Origin of the sequence: Deinococcus aquaticus, assembly GCF_028622095.1 — a bacterium.
Classification (GTDB): domain Bacteria; phylum Deinococcota; class Deinococci; order Deinococcales; family Deinococcaceae; genus Deinococcus; species Deinococcus aquaticus.
The window spans coordinates 106,200-122,191 of sequence record NZ_CP115167.1; the positions used below are offsets into that span (position 1 = coordinate 106,200).

The window sequence follows — 15,992 nt, forward strand, 5'->3', positions numbered from 1 at the left end:
TCAGGGGGCGCTGAGCAGTTCGTTGCGGCGCACGAAGGCCCGCATGAAGCGGCCCATGATCCGCGTCTGCGTGCCGTAGGCGTTCACGGCCGCGAGCTTGGTCGCCTCCTGGGCAGCGTTCAACTCGACGCGGTGCCACGGGGTGTGGGAGGCCAGCGGCGGCACCGCCAACGACAGCTGCGGGTGCAGGCCCTTGGGCAGTGGCCACTCCACGCCGCCGTGCACCATCCAGAAGCGCAGGCGGTCAGTCTGGTGGCGCTGGGCGAGCAGGCGCTGCGCGATGAACGAAAGGGTGTGGTGATCCCGGTGGAAGTCGTGCGGGGACGGTGCGAGCATCAGATCCGGGCGCACCCGGTCGAGGACGCGGTTCAGGTCGGCCTCCAGCGCCTGCCCGGTGTACGGCGCGCCCGGCGTCAGCGCCCCGGTCACGTACACAGCCGTGGCCGCCGTGGTCGGGGCCGTGTACGCCTGCGCGTAGTTCGTGGTGGAGAGCCGCTCCAGGCCCCCGTCCGGGTAGCCGAGCATGACCGTATGGGCCGCGTCGACGCCCAGGAGCGAGGCGGCGTGGCGGGCCTCCAGAACCCGCGCGTTGCCGAGCGCGCGCATGTCCGCCGCGCTGAGATCGAGCACCCGGCGCGTGAGCATGGCGTCGAACTCGAAGCCGTCCCCGGCGGTCGCCCACACGATGGTCACGTCCGGGCCGGCCGCGCGGGCCTGCTGGATCATCCCGGCGCAGCACAGCGTCTCGTCGTCCGGGTGCGGCGAGAGCACCAGGACGCGCTCACCACGGGTGAAGGCCGGCGCTGGTGGGAGCGCCGCCACCCGGTCGGACCCGGCGTCGTATATCTGCGCCACCTGCGGGGAGTTGATCCACACGGCCAGGATCAGCAGGGCCAGCAGCGTCAGCGGAACGGCGATTGAGCGAAGCGTCCGGCGGTTCATTTGAGGATGTTCACCGCCCGGCTGGCGACCAGGACGACGGTCAGCATGGACGTGGCCGCCTGCAGCATCATCAGCCCCTTGGCCCGCCGGCTCAGCGGCAGCGCGTCGGTGGGGCTGAACGCCGAGCCGTTGGTGAACGCCAGGAACAGGGAGTCGACGTACATTGGCCGCCACGGGGGCGTGGTGGGGGTCAGCGTCATCTGCGGGAACAGGAAGTCCGGGGGTTTGCCGATCAGGCCGCGGCGCAGCGGGCCGCCCTGATCCAGCTCCCAGTACCACAGGCTGAAGACCAGCACGTTGGTCACCCAGATGTTCAGCGCGCCGGCCAGCAGGCTGACCCCGCTGGCGCTGCTGCCCCGCAGCAGGCTGAGCACCAGCAGCGCCAGCGAGGACAGGTTGGTCAGGTGGAGCAGGGCGATCACGGCGATGGCCAGGGCGCGGCTGTCCCGGGCCCAGGGCGTCACACGGGCTTCCAGCCGGATCAGGTGACGGCGGGCCTGGCCGCGCACGACCACCAGGGGCACGAGCATCAGCACCTCCAGACTGGGGAGCAGCCAGGTGGGCCCCAGGGTCAGGTGCTCGCTCAGCACCAGGTTCAGGCCCATGACGGCCAGGATGGCGAGGCGCGCCGGCCACAGCGATTCGGGCGGCGGGGGCGCCGTCATGGGGCCGGGAACCGCAGATGAACCTGGAAGGTGGACGCCGTCCACTGCGGGATGAGCTGGGCCTGCCAGCGCCGGGCGAGGGCGTCGACCAGCGCCAGGCCCAGACCGCTGCCCGCGACGGCCTGCTGACCGGCACCACGCTCGAAGGGCTGCAGCAGCCGCGGCCAGTCCTCCTGCAGGGGGCCGGGGCCTGCACTCTCCACCGTAAGCGCATGCCCGGCGGCCCGCAGGACGACGGTGTCGCCCTCACCGTATTTCAGGGCGTTCTCCAGCAGGTTGGTCAGGGCCCGTGCCACACCGTCCGGCTCCGCGTGAATGTGGGTGGGCTCGACCTGCAGGACGACGCGCTTCCCGTGCGTGGCGGCCGTGTCCTCCAGCGCCTGGGTGACACCGACGGCCACCGCGGCCAGATCGACGCTCTCCAACGTCGCCGGGGCCTCGGTGCGGGCCAGGGCCAGCAGACCCTCGGTGAGCGTCTGCAGCTCCTCCACCCGGCCGCGCATGCCGTGCAGCGCGCGCTCGTACTCGGCCGCCTCGCGCGGTTTCCGCAGCGTCAGGTCAAGCCGGCCGCGCAGCACGGTCAGGGGCGTGCGCAGCTCGTGGGCGGCCGTGCGGGCGAAGGCCTTCTCCCGCTCGATGGTGCCCGCGAGTCCGTCGAGCATGGAGTTCACGGTTCTGGTCAGGCGGGCCATCTCGTCGTTGCCCGGAGCCTGCAGCACGCGCTCGGCGTAATCGCCCCGCCGGGCGATCGCGTCGGCCGTGCGGGCCACCGCGTCCACCGGGCGCAGGGCGCGGTCCGCGAGCCAGTACCCGGCCGCGCACGCGGCAGCGATCATGAACACGCTGCCGATCAGGAGCAGTTTCGCCAGTGTCTCCAGGAAGCCCGAGAGCGCCTCGGTGGAGCGTGACACGCGCAGCACCAGGCCGTCGGCCGGCAGCGTCAGCACCCGGCGGGCATCTTCGGTGGTCAGGCCGGATGTGACGGGAAAGCGCGCCTGTGCGCCTTCCGAGGCGTTCCCGGCGCGCGCGACCACCCGACCATCGGGCCGCAGCAGTTCGATGCTCAGGTCGGCGCTGGGCTTGAGATCCGGCGTGAACGACGCCTGTCCACCCGCCCGCTCGATGCTGGCGCGCGCCACGCTGGCGGTCTCCTGCAACGTCTCGTCCAGGGACGTGCCCAGGGCCTGTTCGGACGCGAAGTACACGCCCCCGCCCCCGAGCATGATGGTCACGGCGAACACCAGCACGTACCCGAGGGTCAGCTTGACGCGCAGGCTCAGGTTCTGGATCACCCGCCGTCCCCCAGACGGTACCCGGTGCCGCGCAGCGTGACGATCAGCGCGTCGTCGGTCTTGCGGCGGATGATGCTGACGTACACGTCGATCACCTTCGCCTCCACGCCCGCCTCGCCGCCCCACAGCCGGTCGATGATCTCGTCCCGCGTGAACACACGCCCGGGGTGCAGGGCCAGGAGTTCCAGCACCCCGAACTCCCGGCGGGCCAGGTCGGCGCGGACGCCGGCGCGGTACAGTTCCCGGCCTGCCAGATCCATCACCCAGCCGCCGGGGAGCGTGAGGGTGTTCTGGGCGCTGCCACTGGCCCGCCGCAGCAGGGCCCGCACCCGGGCGCTGAGCTCCGTGAAGTCGAACGGCTTGAGCAGGTAGTCGTCCCCGCCGGCGTCCAGGCCCTGCACGCGGTCGGCGACGGTGCCACGCGCCGTGAGGTAGAGGATCGGCGTGACGACGCCGGCGCTGCGCAGCTGGCGGCCGAGCGCGTACCCGGCGTCGATGCCCTCGGGGAGCATCACGTCCAGGATCAGCAGGCTGTATGGGAAGAGCTGCGCGAGTTCCGCGCCCACGGTGGCGCTGGGGGCCACGTCGACCTCATAGCCGTCCTCGCCGAGCCCGTCGCGGAGCAGTTCGGCGATGTGCGGGTCATCCTCGACGACCAGCACGCGCATCAGGCGCGCCTCAGGAACGGCAGAACCGCGAGCGTGGCCATGACGCAGGCCAGCCCCGTCAACGCCCCGGCCAGGACGTCCGTGGGATAGTGCACGCCCAGTACCACCCGCGACAGGCCCATCAGCGCAGCGTAGACGACCCCGGCACCCACCGCCAACCACCGCCAGCGGGATCGCCACGCCAGGACGACCAGCACGGCGGCCAGAGCCGCAGCGGCGGTCGCGTGTCCACTAGGAAAGGACAATCCCGAGACATACACGTCACTCGGCCACAGGTCAGGACGCGGACGACCGTACGCCACCTTCAGCAGCCACTGCGTCGCCTCGGCCAGCCCCAGACCCACGACCGCGAACACCGCCAGGTACCGGCGGTTCAGGATCCACAGGAGCAGCGGCAGCAGGACGAACAGGGGCGTCGTGACCCACGGGCCCCCCACGATGTTCATGACCTGCCCGAAGATCTGCAGGCCCGCCCCTGTGTGGGCATGCAGCCACGTCATGGCACTGACATCCATCATGACCGGCTGGCGCTCCAGGACTTCCTGCCCCAGCACCAGCACGCCGGCGGCAGGCACGGCCGCTCCGACGGTGGGACAGACCCATGGTGGGCGCTTCGCCGCGGGAGGCGTCTGAACGGGTGTGGTCATCATGCCGCGCAGCATGCCCATGTCAGGTTAAGCCGGGGTATACCGGGGCCGGGGCTCTGAACGCCACGCACCCTACCCTCGAGGCGAGAGGCAGCGTGGGAAGCAGGCGCAGCATGGCTCAACGTCGCAGGACTGTGTGTGTTTTACCCAGCGTCATGCGTGGCCCCTCCAACCCCGCGCTGGGTTCTCAACTGACCACGCTGGTGCCGGGCTGGGACTCCGGCAGGCACCGCTTCACCGTTACCCGCAGCGCCTCCTGGTATAACTCCGTGACGGACGTGAGGTCATGCCGGGTCTCGGTGCGCTCCTCGTTATCGAACAGCCCCACCTGCCAGCGCTTGCCGTTCAGATACAGGCGGCACACCGGCTTGCGGTTGTTATCGTCGAACAGCACCCCGCAGTAGCTCTGCACATCGCGCATCACCACGCGCATGACGTCCGTCTCGGACGCCACGATCACCCGGACGATCATGAAGGCCCCGAGTTCGTCCTGGGTCGTCACGACCAGCGAGGCGGGCTCGGTGGGTGTAGGTTCCGGCCGGGAATCCGGTGCTCCTGGGAGCGCCACATCCTGTCCACCCTGCTGCCCGATCACGCCCTTGAGCCGCTCGCTGAACACATCGCTCAGGTGCAAGAGTGGCGGCCCAGCGGCTTTTCGTTTCCATACCTCAAACTGGCGTGAAGCCGGTGGTCAGGGTGCATTCGTCCCCTCAGTACCCGAACCTATTGGTACTCCGTTGACTCTGGACAGGATTGACGTTCATCACGTGTTTTGAGAGGATCGTCGATATCCGCCTTCACTCCGTGTAGGACGCAATGATCGGAGAAATCAATGGATTATCGGTAAACCTGAAATCAGGAATGACCGAAATCAACCTTTCAGGTATTCCTGATTTCAGGCACACTTCTGATCAGGCCAGCTTGAGCCAGTCGCTCCATCAGTTCTGCCCAGGTGCCGGGTGGTCGCCGGAAACTGCTCCGCAGGCCTTCCAGCGCGTCCCGGGTGGCCAGAGGCTGCGCTTCCAGGAGTGTGTCGGGTGTCATCACCTACACGCCGTAGGGTTCCAGGTGTTCGCGGGGAAAGTCCTTGAGGTTGAGCGTGACGATCACGTCCGCCTGCGCGTGGATGGCGGCCGCCAGAACGTGCCGGTCATCCGGGTCAGGCAGCGACAGTGTCTCGATCAGCGGTTCATATCCGGTGACCTGCGCGTCGGGGACCGCCTGATCCATCAGGGCCCGGATCCGCTGGACTCGCGGCGCCCCGAGGTCAGGACGGTTGAGCAGCAGGTTCCGACTCCACTCGTCGTGGATGGCGTCGGTCCAGCGGGCGGCGACCAGGCCGGACACCGCGAGGTGCATCAGCAGGTTGCGCAGCAGAGACGGGTACAGGACATTCGCGTCGTACAGCGCCGTGTACCTCGGGGTCAATCCGACTCCAGGTCCTGCAGGTCGTCGGCCAGGGCCTGAAGGGCAGCCTGGCGCTGGGCGTCGAGGCCAGCTTCGTAGGCGAGGACGTCTTCGAGATACAGCCGGCGGCGGGGGCCGACCTTGCGGTGGGGGAACTGGCCTTCCTCGATGAGTTTGACGAGGTAGGGGCGGCTGACGCCGAGGAGTTCGGCGGCCTGCTGGGTGCTGATCTCCCGGTCGAGGGTGAGGACCTGAACGGCCTTGCCGGCGGCGAGTTGCCCGAGGAGATCTTCGAGGAGACCAGCGAGTCGGCCGGTGGCGGGGGTGCGCTGGAGTTGCTGAAGTTGGCGCTGGGCGTCCTGGGTGTCAGCGGGGGTGGGGATGAAGGGAACAGACATGGGAGCCTCCTACCTCATTCTACGAAATAAACGAAACAGGCAAAAGGAATGAATTGAACGAAACAGGAGAAATTCAGGGGCGATTTCTGGCGTGACCAAGAGTTAATCTATGTTATCTATAGGGTATGACCCTCGCCCTCGACGTCCTCCGAACCACCACTTTCGACCGGGCCAAGACGTGGAGTGACCTCAGTCCCGAAGAGAGGAAGAGGCGGGCCGTCCTCGCCGTCCGGGATCAGGAAGCAGACACCCTCTGGTCTCTGACCGAGGCCTACCTCACCCTGCACGGATCCAGCGGCACCGCGATCAGCCCCCGGACCCTCAAGGCCTACCGCTGGGCCGTCAACCGCTACCTGACCTATGCCGGTGCGCAGGCCGTCAACCTCCTGCGCGCCAGTTCCAGTGACGGCGTCCGATTCGTACGCACCGTCGAGGCAGAAGGACTCAGTGCGTCGAGCACCCGCGTGCAGCTCGCCGGGGTCCGCCTCTTCTACGCCGCCCTGCGGTGGGCCGACGCCACCCAGGCCGCCCCGTTCAACGATGTCAAACCTGTGCGGGAGAAAACAGCTGCGTGGGACAAGCGCAGTCCCTACACCCACGATGAGGTGCAGGCCCTCCTGGAACATGCCGACGAGCGGATGCAGGCGCTGATCCTGCTGTGCGCCCACGGCGGACTCCGGATCAGTGAAGCGCTGGCCGTTAAAGGCGCGGACATCAACCTGGACGGGCGGGAACTCACGGTGCGACACGGCAAGGGCGGCAAGCAGCGACGGGTCGTCATCGGCGACACCATGATTCGGGCGCTGAACTGCCTCCCGGAACAACAGGGGTCGCTGATCGGCGGCAGCTACCCCGCCGCCGTCGAGCGGTTGCATCGCCTCTGCCTCCGAGCAGAGGTGGCCTACCGCGGGTATCACGCACTCAGGCATTACGCCGGCACCCGCCTGACGAAAGAAGGGGCGTCACTTGACGATGTCGCCCGGCACCTCGGGCACGCCGTACTGGAAACTGCCCGGATCTACGCCAAGTGGAGCGATGACAGCCTCCGCAGACGGGTTGGTCAGTGGTGAGGTCGCTCAGCAGAGCGAAACGTCAGGTCAGAGCGAAATTCCGCAGGAACACATGTAGTCGATGCACAACACCCATTGCCGCGGGTTTCCGGTTGAAGCCAATGTTGACCCTACTTCTGACCTCATGCGGATTCCGATTGAGTGGCTGGCAAAGCCGTTCAATCCGAGCGGATGCGAGCAGGAGAGAAACGGGTTCCGGGCGTAAAGTTGGCAAATCAGCGATGTTCCGGGTTGTCAGCGAAACCGATGGAGTCCGTATCAGCTCCCCGGAATCCGGGATGAGCCTATGCTTTGAGCGTGACTGATGCGGTGCTGGCACTCCCTCGTAAACCAGATAACAGGACGCATCATGCGTCGAGTCTCCCAAAGCTGAGACAGCCGCTGTGGCCGCTGGATCTTCACCAGATCCGAGTGGTGGCCATGGACGCTAACGTCCTCGTGGACCTCGCGAAGTCATGCGCGAAAGCTAACGGCGCCGAACAGTCCGCCCTCCTGGAGCAGTTGCACGCCGGGCGCATCCGGGTGTTCATCTCCCACCAAGACGTAGAGCCCGTCGAGTCCATAATCCACCCGGGAGTGACCATTGAGCGCATTGAGCGGAGCATGGAGAAGGTCGCCAGTCTGAAACCCCGCCCTGCCTCAGACTGGCAGACTGCATGGCGCACGCACCTGCGGCCCTGGATGCACGTCTTGGACCCCACAGGTATGCCTGCCTCGGAGGTGCACGCCGACGTCATGATGCGCGACGCAGACGACGCGGACCTCGCCCTGATCGCCGAGATGCTGGGCGTGGACGCCTTCCTCTCCCGCGACGGGCGGGCCTTCGCCCCCACATTCCTTCCCGTGCTCCCGAGTGTTCAGCATGTCGGTGGTCAGTCTTCCCCCGGTGTGTTAAATATCCTGGCCGCGTGGCGCAATGAGAGTCGCGTCCACCAATACACAAGTACCCTGGCCCTGCCCCCAGCGGTTGTCACGGCGGCCGTAAAAGAAGGCATCCACGCGCTGAGCCGCACCACGAAGGTCCACCCGGCGCTCCTCCTGATCGCCGGGGTCGCCCTGGGGACCGTCGCGTTCAGAGCCTTCCCGACCGACTCCCGGACAAGCCTCACACGGAGCCTACTCGCCTACTTGGATCACACCATGGAGATCCAGCAGACGTTAGAGGAGCAGACCTACGACCGGGCCCTGCGTGCTTGGTGCGAACTCCCCACGTGGGAGAGCGCGACAGACTTCCGAATTATCGCTGCGCGTCATCTCGCCCGCGCCCGGCGACCTGTCCCCGTAGCTACCCTGGCAGAACTGGGCGGCGTCACACCCCGCACAGCGGGGATGCGCCTCCGGAAACATCCGGGGCTGTTCCGGGAGTGGCAGTGTGGCCTGTGGTCCCTCGTGCCTTGCACGGCCGAACTGTTATGAGGTAGGGGCATGTGATGGATGTATCGGTGATCCTGTGCGGGTACCCGCCGTGACCGCCCAGGATGTGTGGTCAGCTGCAGAGAATGCCAATCCATGTGCGCCGGACCTCTTAGCCCTTCGCCTGTCAGCGTGACAGGTGTACCACCCAACACGCTAGGGATGTTATACGCAGAATCCTACCTGCAGGCAGATAGGATTCTGCGTCTTGAAACACCACGTAGCACTCCATAGCCCGCTTCGTCACCCCCTATCACCGCGCTGCGACTGCTCGGGCGGCCAGTTGAACCATCCTCACCTCCGCGCGGCACACGCCGAATCCATCCAATTCCCATCATCGTGAAACAGGACGCTCGACATAGAAATGTGCGGCTGCGTCGGAAAGATCCGCAGCGGCACACTGTCCTGCATCTCCTCCCCAGGGTCCAGGCTGCCTGTACGGTATTTAGACTCGCCCAGATCCTCCCCACGCCAGCGAATCCGGAGCGTCACCTCCTCCACGGTGCAAGGCGAACGGTTCACAACCCGCAGTACCGGAAGCGGTCGTGAGAGCGTCACTGTGGTCTCCAGCCGCTCCATCACACGTAATTGCCGTTCGGACGTGAGATCAAGCACCCCCGCCTCGCGCAACGTGTCATCGACAATCCGATTAATGTCATCCGGAGCGCTCACTTCCATGTCCGCGTATACAGGAATGACTGCCGCGGACTTCCGCTCGCCCGCGAGAAAGCACCGCTCATCCCCACCGATCGACCGCGGCCCTACTGGCGTCAGAATCTTCTCGCAGCCCCCCCAGCGATCCCGGAGTACCGTCATACCCTCATAGGTGTAACGGTCATACCGCGTGTTCCACACACACAGCGCACAGACACAAATTCCCCCCACGAGCCATGCCCACCTGAGTCGTATCTTCATGGTTCGCTGTCCCCCATTTCTGGTGAGTGTATCCCCACGTCTGCGCTCCACGGCTACAGCAGGGGACTGCTTGCCTGCCCCAGGCTCTATTAAATCGCTCAGTCCGTGAAGACGGGGTCACGTGAGAGCAGGAATAGCCAACCACCCTAACGGCCTGGATCACAACTCGATCTGTTCCAAGTAGGCCGCCAGGGTGTTCGGATCACGAAGGCATCGGAGTTGACTGACATCTTACAGTTTGAGAAAAGGACGTCTGGCACGACACTTTGGCCTCAGAATGAGGTGTGAACCCAAAGAATGCACGTGCCAGACGGCTCTATTCTGACATCCTCACCTGCTTCTCGCGCAAACAACATCGCGACTCCTTTCAGGTCTTCCTGGACCTCCTCCTCGACGGTTCCGGCCGTCCCCTGCCCACTCGCGCAACCGTCAAATCGCCCTCTGCGATCAGTCGCTTCCTCAACCACACGAGCTGGGATCTCCGGACGCTCTGCCGCTTCATGCGCCAGGCTGCACTACAACTCTTCAATGACACGTGGAAACATGCTCCACACCAGCGTCCCCGGGTCGAATTCCTGGTCGACCTCACCAGTCTCGAAAAAGCAGGAAAGTTCTCCAGACTCTCCGACTGGATGCACGTCCTGAACGCCGTGAGCGGCGTTCATCTAAGGGCACGTCCTCACCTGCTGCGCTGACCCTCAAACTGCTCCATACCATTCCGCCCGTCATGCTGCAGGGGAAGCGCCGCCCCCGTCTGCATGCAGATGGGGGCTTCGAAAGTGCGGAGTTCATTGAGGCCGTCCTGGACAGAGGAATAGATATCGTGATCGGTGTCCGGCGCAACAGAACGCTCGCGAATGGGACACCCATTCACGAGCTGATGACCCGCGGGTACAGGGCACAGCTCCAGGGTCTGAAACCCACCATGTACGTCTCGTGGGCATGGCTATACCGGAACAAAGAGCCAGAGCAGCGCTTCGTCATGTCGAACATCAATCTGGGCGGCAAATACCTGGCCAGAGTCGGGAAGCGACGCTGGCGGATTGAGGGGTTCTTCAAGACCATCAAGGGGCGGTTCGGCCTGGAGCGGTTCGCGCAGCACAGCAAAACAGGTGTGATGCGGTGGTGGTGTCTCTCAGGGCTGGCATAGCTGCTCTGCCACTTGGCGGATCAGGATGTTCCGCCCAGACCACCGGGAACATGGCCAGATTGGGGAGCGTTAGCGAGAACCGTTCGGTTCTCGTTTATCCCCAAGAGTTTCCACGCCTGCTGGATTTGTGTGCCACACGACGTCATGACAGCACAGAGAAGGGGAAACGTCGGTCAGCACGTCATTTTCCCCGTTGCGCTCTGGAGGGGATTTTTGGCCGTGACAGGCTCTTCTCCACCTGAACAGCCCGGAAACGAGCGCCTAGCGATCGGAGAACGAGAAGGCGGGAGAAGCTGGATGTCGTGTGGTGCGGGGTACAGGGAACAGAAACGCACAGAATGCTGTACTAACCGATAAAAACCTGTGTAGGGCCGTGGTCGTCAGCGTCCTGGCGCGCATCTCGTGCCGCTTGGAAACTCTTGATCCCAGAAGTGCGTCGTAGAGCGCTTCAACTGGAACTTTCTGAGCTTGATGCCTTCCAGGACGCACTTTCTGCTCCCGCCCCCTAAACTGCAAGATGTCAGTCAATTCGAGTAAGAGGGCACACTATCGTCGTCCCTTTGCCCTTGGTGGGAGGTATGACGGCTGCCTATGAGGACGGACGGCCATCGGCCTCCTCGCCCTACTGGACCTTCCGCGAAAGTGGATTTTCAGACCGCCTCTCCAGTGTGGTTGCTTACAGCGAGGAATCCGGCCGGGAGTTCGGTATTCAGGGGAACTTTTGCAGTAGTTCTATTCGCTCTATTCAGCGAAGCGAGCGTCATCGCAACCGGCAACAGACTGCGCAACGCCCCAGTTGTCGGCGTGCCAGGACTTTCGCAGGAAATCTAACGTTGTCCGGCCGCACCGCTCACTCAGGACATTCATGCCTCAAAAGTTCCCTCGCTACTTGACGGACTGAAGTACCCTGGGCTCATTCGGACTGGGTTGACCAATGAGCAAGTGTTACCACTGCAGATCTCAATCACGAGAAATATATCTTTCCTCATCATGCACCGAACGCCGTTTGGAGGGGACACTTAAACCCAGCACACCTGACAGCCAACTATTCTCGTATGGATTTTTAATCCTTTTATCTCAGTGCAATACAATTTTATTCTCGTAATGTGCTTAATGTTCGAGATATTAGCTACAATCACTGCTTCTATTGCTTTTGAAAAATAAAGTTAACTTAAATCTGTCTTTTCGTTACGAATATGGCTTTAGGATAAGCAAATCTTTGAGCTTCGCTTTTAACTTGGTGACGCAGCAGAATATCTATGCATATCACCTTTCTAATGGAGAAAATCATGTATCTTTCCCGAGTTGAGATAGAGAATTTCCGAATTTACGGTCAGGATTCAGAGAAATTGTCGTTGGAACTGCGAGCCGGTATCAATCTGATCGCGGGAGAGAACAATTCAGGCAAAAGCGCCCTTATGGATGCGCTTCGTCTCGCGCTGGGTACGCGGGATCATGAAACTGTCCGGGTCACGCCCTATGACTTTCATATTAAAAGCGGCAAGGCAGCACAGAAGTTCACGATCCGGTGCACGTTCACCGACCTAGACGAGGATGAAGCTGCGGCCTTCGTGGAGTGGCTCAACATAGAGCGTCTTGATGGGACGGTGACGTGCTCACTGACCGTGACCCTCGAAGCGCGCCGGAAAGATGAAAAAGAGTGTACTGGACGGTTTGATAAGCCCATCACCCTGGAGTGGAAGGCCGGTCCGGACATTGAAGGCCGAGTGTTTGATGGAAGCGCTCGGGAGAGTTTACGAACGACGTACCTCAAACCCCTCCGGGACGCAGAGCAGGAATTGAGTGCCAAGCGGGGCTCCCGGCTCTCGCAGATCTTCAGCAAGCACCCGGCGTTTGAATTCCAGGATGACAAGACCGACAGCGCCTCGCTGTCCGGGATCATGCACCTGGCCAACACGCAGCTGCGCGGACATGACGTGCTGAAGTCCAGGGTCGACGACCTAAACAGTCAGTACCTCCAAAACCTCACGCTGGGCGACGATCCGCTCAGCGCACGGATCAACATCGCCCCCGTGTCCCTGCGCGGCATTCTGGAACGACTGGCGCTGTCCGTGGCGGATGAAGAACTGGAAGACGTCCGGCATGGCCTGGGCCTGGACAACCTGCTGTTCATCGCCACGGAGTTCCTGCTGCTGCAAGGCCCTCAGGCGCCACTGCGGTTGGCGCTGATTGAAGAGCCTGAAGCACACCTGCATCCGCAACTGCAACTGCGCCTCGTGGAGTTCCTGGAAGCTCAGCTCTCCGGCGCGAACGCCAAACCGGTACAGGTGCTCCTGACGTCACACAGCCCGAACCTCACGTCCAAGGTGGATCTGGAGAACGTGACCCTGATGCGGCGCGGGCAGGCGTTCTCACTGGCGGCGAAGTGCACCCAGCTGACCCCGGGCGATTACGAGCATCTGCGGTACTTCCTCGATGCGACGAAATCAAACCTGTTTTTTGCCCGGGGCGTCCTGATTGTGGAAGGCCCGGCGGAAAACCTGCTGCTGCCGGCGCTGGCCGAGGCGTTGGGCCGTTCGCTGTCCCGGCACGGCGTATCCGTGGTCAATGTCGGGCATATCGGCCTGTTCCGGTATTCCACCATCTTTCAGCGGAACTCGGGCCCGAACATGGACGTCCGGGTGGCCACGCTGACGGACCGCGACATCCCGCCGGATGAGGCCAAAGTGCCCCTCGACGGTTTGACTCCCCTCGTGAAGCCCGACAGCAAGACGCTGACTGGCTACACAGCGGATGAGATCACCAAGCGGATCGCGTCGAGAACCAAGCATGAGGGCGGGCCCGTGCGGGCCTATGTGTCGCCTGAGTGGACGCTCGAATATGACCTGGCCTTCCACGGTTTTGCCCTGCACCTGTTTGTGGCCTGTGAGCTAGCCCAGCAGAAAGGCGCTCTAACCCATGCCGAGTGCGAGGCGCTGCTGCCTGACATCGTTGGTCGCTACAAGGCCGCATGGAAAAGCCACGGGCCGCCCCGTGCGTCCAGGGCCCAGTGGGCGTGCTTCGCGTACGCCCCACTCACGCGCACGACCAGCAAGACCGCCGCAGCGTACTACTTGGCCTGGCTGTTCAAACGGGGCTTTGATCAGCACAAGCGGGCCGGTACGGAAGGCGCCTACACCACGAAGTTGGCCAGGAAACTCCCGGCATACCTCGTGGAGGCCATCTTCTACACCACGCGCCTGCCTCAGCCACCGGCCGCCGCGCCTGTGGCAGGTTCGGTATGAAACCACTTCCTGTCAAGGTGACGGATGAGGCCATCACGCGGCTTGAGGCGCGCTGGAGCCGCACCTTCACCCGACCCTTCGCATTTGACGAGGAGCGCCGCGTGGTGCTGCGTCAACTGGGCTCATGTGACGTTCAGGCCTGCCCAGGCAGTGGCAAAACCACCCTGCTGACCGCCAAGCTGGAACTTCTGCTGGAGCAATGGCCGGAGGACGGACGGGGCATCTGCGTCCTCTCCCACACCAACGCCGCCCGCGATGAGGTGATCAAGAAGCTCGGGGCGAAGGGTAGTGCGCTGCTGCGCCGACCGCATTTCATCGGAACCATTCAAAGTTTCATCAATGCGTTTCTCGCGACACAGGAAGCGGTTGAGCGCTTCGGCGTGCGGCCCTGGGCGTTTGATGACGGCGCACATTACGCCTTGATGCGGCGCAAACAGGCGACCCTGACGTTCCAGCGTCGCGCCTACTACGCGAGATCGTTCGGAACTGACGACGTCGCCTATACCCTGTCCACGCTTGCCCTGTCCTTTGACGATCCGGAACAGATCGTTCATTGGAGGGAGGACAAGGAATCGGCACTTAAGCAAGGGGCTCATACCGAGACCTTCAAGGAATTAGCTCGAATCAAATCTGAGGTGGCTCAGGAGGGCTGTTTTTCATTTCATGATGCTTACAGTCTGGCGAACGCATATATCCAACGGCATCCAGAAATTTGCGGCATCCTGTCCCGAAGATTCCCGTGCGTATTCATTGACGAGATGCAGGACACGGACCAGTATCAGATCAATGTCCTGAGACAGGTGTTTGACGGACGCTCGCGGGTGCAGCGGTTCGGCGACCGGAATCAGAGTATCTACTCGACGGGCCTCACGGATGCAGAAGTGAAGGCCCCCTGGGTGGCGGACGACTCGCTAACGCTGGCGTCCACGCATCGGCTCAGCTCATCCGTGGCGGTCCTGGCCGAGCGGATGGGCCTGGAGAAGCCCACGCTGGTCAGCACCACGGGCGTCGCGGCCTTACCCCACTCCATTTTCGTGTTCGATGACCCGAAGTCGGTCTTGCCCGCCTACGCGGCCCTGGTGGCGGCGCACGGTCTCGCCGGCCACCGCTGCGTGGCAGTAGCGGCGGTCGGCAAGCCCCAGGAGGAGGACCTCAAGTTTACGGTAGCCTCTTACTTTCCCGCGTACGCCACGTCCCTCCAGCGTCACAAGCACAGCAGCTTCCAGGCGTTCTGGGATGACGCGGCCCGCCAGTTCCAAGATTACGGATACGCAGGCAAGGCTTATGACACGCTCTACGCGGCCCTGTTGCAGATAAGTCGGGAACTACAGATGAAGCGCACGGGCGATCCGCTGAACCGGTCTCATTCCCTGACGTCGCTCAAACGCCTCTTGGACGGTGACGGCGGCAGGGCGCGCCGACTCCTGCTCAAGTGGCTTCGGCTGCTGGCCGCCGGCGAGCGCCCGCAAACCAGGGCCGTCCGCGACGACGTCCTGAGACTGTTATTCCCGAACGGTGAGCGGCCAAGTTCACTCAGCAGATTCCAGCAGTTTCTCGAAAACGACCCGTCCACGGTGCTTGCCGCGGACGCGCGCGAGCGGCACCGCTTCAAGGCGAGTGTGGCCGGTCAACAGGTGGAGATTGACCTGGGCACGATTCACTCCGTCAAGGGTCAGACCCATCACTCGACCCTTCTGATGGAGAGCTCCTGGTACGGCAGCGATCTGGACGGCTTGAAAGGGTACCTTCTTGACAAGCCCAGACCGAAGAAGATCAACCTGAGAACGATTAAGAAACTGAAGCTGGCGTACGTCGCCATGACGCGTCCTACCCACCTGTTGTGCCTAGCGATTCACTCGTCGCGCCTCACCGCACCGGAACAGGCGCAGCTCCAAGAACTGGGATGGCAGGTGGTCGTTTTGACCGCACCGACGTGAGCTAGGCCGCTTCGAGGCGGGTGGCGTTGGTCGTGATGTGCACTTCGTCGTAGAACGCGAAGAGGGAGCGAATGAATGTTTCGGCGAGGCTGGCGTGGTAGTGGGCATAGGTGGCCCTCGTCAGCTCTGTGTCCTGAGGCGCGATCGTTTCAAACTCTAGGCCACCAGTGACGAGCATGGGGCGAAGCCAAGCTTGACGGGCCCACCGTGGGGCGGCTTGTGTCAGCCAGCCCCGCGAGTCGC

Annotated in this window: 17 protein-coding genes; 6 read left to right on the forward strand and 11 right to left on the reverse strand. The window is 63.5% G+C overall.

All coding sequences use genetic code 11. The annotated features are described in order from the left end of the window. The 9 genes from M8445_RS17470 to M8445_RS17505 all read right to left on the reverse strand — a co-directional run bounded on the left by M8445_RS17470 (position 1) and on the right by M8445_RS17505 (position 6,019). Entirely contained in the window at positions 1 to 942 is a 942-nt protein-coding gene (locus M8445_RS17470; RefSeq protein WP_273991300.1) for a PIG-L deacetylase family protein, read from the reverse strand. Next, the gene (locus M8445_RS17475; RefSeq protein ID WP_273991301.1) at positions 939 to 1,607 is read right to left on the reverse strand and encodes a hypothetical protein; all 669 of its coding nucleotides are present in this window, start codon (positions 1,605 to 1,607) and stop codon (positions 939 to 941) included. Before M8445_RS17475 ends, M8445_RS17470 begins: the two co-directional genes overlap by 4 nt. Continuing rightward, positions 1,604 to 2,899, reverse strand: coding sequence for a sensor histidine kinase (locus M8445_RS17480; protein WP_273991302.1), 1,296 nt, complete (start codon positions 2,897 to 2,899; stop codon positions 1,604 to 1,606). The genes M8445_RS17475 and M8445_RS17480 overlap by 4 nt, the downstream gene beginning before the upstream one ends. Beyond that, entirely contained in the window at positions 2,896 to 3,567 is a 672-nt protein-coding gene (locus M8445_RS17485; RefSeq protein WP_273991303.1) for a response regulator transcription factor, read from the reverse strand. The genes M8445_RS17480 and M8445_RS17485 overlap by 4 nt, the downstream gene beginning before the upstream one ends. Next, on the reverse strand, positions 3,567 to 4,142 hold the full coding sequence (locus tag M8445_RS17490; protein ID WP_273991304.1) for a phosphatase PAP2 family protein: 576 nt from the start codon (positions 4,140 to 4,142) through the stop codon (positions 3,567 to 3,569). Before M8445_RS17490 ends, M8445_RS17485 begins: the two co-directional genes overlap by 1 nt. A 259-nt stretch (positions 4,143 to 4,401) precedes the next feature. Continuing rightward, entirely contained in the window at positions 4,402 to 4,848 is a 447-nt protein-coding gene (locus M8445_RS17495; protein WP_273991305.1) for a hypothetical protein, read from the reverse strand. A 245-nt stretch (positions 4,849 to 5,093) separates the two neighbouring features. Then, entirely contained in the window at positions 5,094 to 5,258 is a 165-nt protein-coding gene (locus tag M8445_RS18375; protein ID WP_465252280.1) for a VapC50 family PIN domain-containing toxin, read from the reverse strand. A gap of 3 nt (positions 5,259 to 5,261) precedes the next feature. After that, a complete protein-coding gene (locus M8445_RS17500; protein ID WP_337961629.1) occupies positions 5,262 to 5,642 on the reverse strand; it encodes a PIN domain-containing protein in 381 nt (126 codons plus the stop codon). After that, a complete protein-coding gene (locus tag M8445_RS17505; protein WP_273991306.1) occupies positions 5,639 to 6,019 on the reverse strand; it encodes a helix-turn-helix domain-containing protein in 381 nt (126 codons plus the stop codon). The genes M8445_RS17500 and M8445_RS17505 overlap by 4 nt, the downstream gene beginning before the upstream one ends. Before the next feature lie 125 nt (positions 6,020 to 6,144). On the opposite strand from M8445_RS17505, the gene M8445_RS17510 reads away from it, so the two are divergent. Together M8445_RS17510 and M8445_RS17515 are read left to right on the forward strand one after the other, a co-directional pair. Next, positions 6,145 to 7,089 (forward strand): tyrosine-type recombinase/integrase, encoded by a 945-nt coding sequence (locus tag M8445_RS17510; RefSeq protein WP_273991307.1) that lies wholly within the window; start codon positions 6,145 to 6,147, stop codon positions 7,087 to 7,089. 297 nt (positions 7,090 to 7,386) lie between these two features. Beyond that, the gene (locus M8445_RS17515) at positions 7,387 to 8,505 is read left to right on the forward strand and encodes a hypothetical protein (protein WP_273991308.1); all 1,119 of its coding nucleotides are present in this window, start codon (positions 7,387 to 7,389) and stop codon (positions 8,503 to 8,505) included. A gap of 291 nt (positions 8,506 to 8,796) precedes the next feature. Here M8445_RS17515 and M8445_RS17520 read toward each other — a convergent pair whose 3' ends face one another. Further along, positions 8,797 to 9,318: a hypothetical protein gene (locus tag M8445_RS17520; RefSeq protein ID WP_273991309.1), complete on the reverse strand. Its 522-nt coding sequence runs from the start codon at positions 9,316 to 9,318 to the stop codon at positions 8,797 to 8,799. 383 nt (positions 9,319 to 9,701) lie between these two features. Between M8445_RS17520 and M8445_RS17525 the strand changes: the two genes are divergently transcribed. The 4 genes from M8445_RS17525 to M8445_RS17540 all read left to right on the forward strand — a co-directional run bounded on the left by M8445_RS17525 (position 9,702) and on the right by M8445_RS17540 (position 15,749). After that, positions 9,702 to 10,112: a hypothetical protein gene (locus M8445_RS17525; protein WP_273991310.1), complete on the forward strand. Its 411-nt coding sequence runs from the start codon at positions 9,702 to 9,704 to the stop codon at positions 10,110 to 10,112. A 32-nt stretch (positions 10,113 to 10,144) separates the two neighbouring features. After that, positions 10,145 to 10,567 carry a transposase gene (locus tag M8445_RS17530; RefSeq protein ID WP_273991311.1) on the forward strand — a complete coding sequence of 141 codons (423 nt, stop codon included), beginning with the start codon at positions 10,145 to 10,147 and terminating at the stop codon, positions 10,565 to 10,567. A 1,259-nt stretch (positions 10,568 to 11,826) separates the two neighbouring features. After that, positions 11,827 to 13,812, forward strand: coding sequence for an ATP-dependent nuclease (locus M8445_RS17535; RefSeq protein ID WP_273991312.1), 1,986 nt, complete (start codon positions 11,827 to 11,829; stop codon positions 13,810 to 13,812). Beyond that, positions 13,809 to 15,749: a UvrD-helicase domain-containing protein gene (locus M8445_RS17540; RefSeq protein WP_189104514.1), complete on the forward strand. Its 1,941-nt coding sequence runs from the start codon at positions 13,809 to 13,811 to the stop codon at positions 15,747 to 15,749. Before M8445_RS17535 ends, M8445_RS17540 begins: the two co-directional genes overlap by 4 nt. Before the next feature lies 1 nt (position 15,750). Here the strand turns inward: M8445_RS17540 and M8445_RS17545 are convergent, their stop codons facing one another. After that, a complete protein-coding gene (locus M8445_RS17545) occupies positions 15,751 to 15,927 on the reverse strand; it encodes a hypothetical protein (RefSeq protein ID WP_189104512.1) in 177 nt (58 codons plus the stop codon). Positions 15,928 to 15,992 lie beyond the last annotated feature (65 nt).